The organism is Flavobacterium sp. RSSB_23, from assembly GCF_051547145.1.
GTDB lineage: Bacteria > Bacteroidota > Bacteroidia > Flavobacteriales > Flavobacteriaceae > Flavobacterium.
On record NZ_JBPTTO010000043.1, the window covers coordinates 1 to 861 of the forward strand.

The 861-nt window shown below is 36.8% G+C and carries 2 protein-coding genes; both read left to right on the forward strand.

Annotation, left to right across the window (positions count from 1 at the left end; translation table 11 throughout):
* Positions 1-270: 270 nt before the first annotated feature.
* A complete protein-coding gene (locus tag ACSVH9_RS16275; RefSeq protein ID WP_438064624.1) occupies positions 271-414 on the forward strand; it encodes a hypothetical protein in 144 nt (47 codons plus the stop codon).
* Between the two features lie 133 nt (positions 415-547).
* Positions 548-688, forward strand: a complete 141-nt coding sequence (locus ACSVH9_RS16280) for a hypothetical protein (RefSeq protein ID WP_438064625.1) — start codon at positions 548-550, stop codon at positions 686-688.
* The last annotated feature ends 173 nt before the right edge of the window (positions 689-861 follow it).

Sequence of the window (861 nt, forward strand, 5' to 3'; positions counted from 1 at the left end):
TGCTAAAACCGCAAAACTAAAAACAATCACTCCCCTTACTAAAGAACAACTTGAAAAAGTAGCGGGAGGACCTGAAGGCTCTAGAGGTACTACAACACATGTGCCTTAAAAAAAATTAACAATAAACTTTATTGAAAAACCAGCGCTACGAAATCTCCCAACTTCGTCACACCCGATAGCCCGGATTTGCAATCCGTGCTCACACAGTCATAACCCTCAAGTGATTCAAAAAAAAATGGAGCTATTTTTAAATTTCAAAAACAAAAAATTATGAAAAACAAAATCACACAAACCACAAACACTGCTAAAATCACAAAACTAAAAACAATCACTCCCCTTACTAAAGAACAACTTGAAACCGTAGTGGGAGGCCCTGAGACCTCTAGAGGGACTGAGACAGTAGTGATACGTTAACAATAAACTTTATTGAAAAACCAGCACTACGAAGTCTCCCGATAGCGCGGATTTGCAATCCGTGCCCATACAGTCATAACCCCAAATGACTCAAAAAAAATGGTGCTATTTTTATTTTAAAAAACAAAAAATTATGAAAAACAAAATCACACAAACCCCAAACACTGCTAAAACCGCAAAACTAAAAACAATCACTCCTCTTACTAAAGAACAACTTGAAACAGTAGTGGGAGGACCTGAAGGCTCTAGAGGTACAACATTAATGGTTCCCTAAAATGAATTTACAATAAAAAAATATTGTTTTTCCCGATAGCGCGGATTTGCAATCCGCGCCCACACAGTCATAACCCCCAAGTGACTCAAAAAAATTGGGGCTTTTCTTAAATTTCAAAAACAAAAAATCATGAAAAACAAAATCACACAAACCACAAACACTGCTAAAACAGC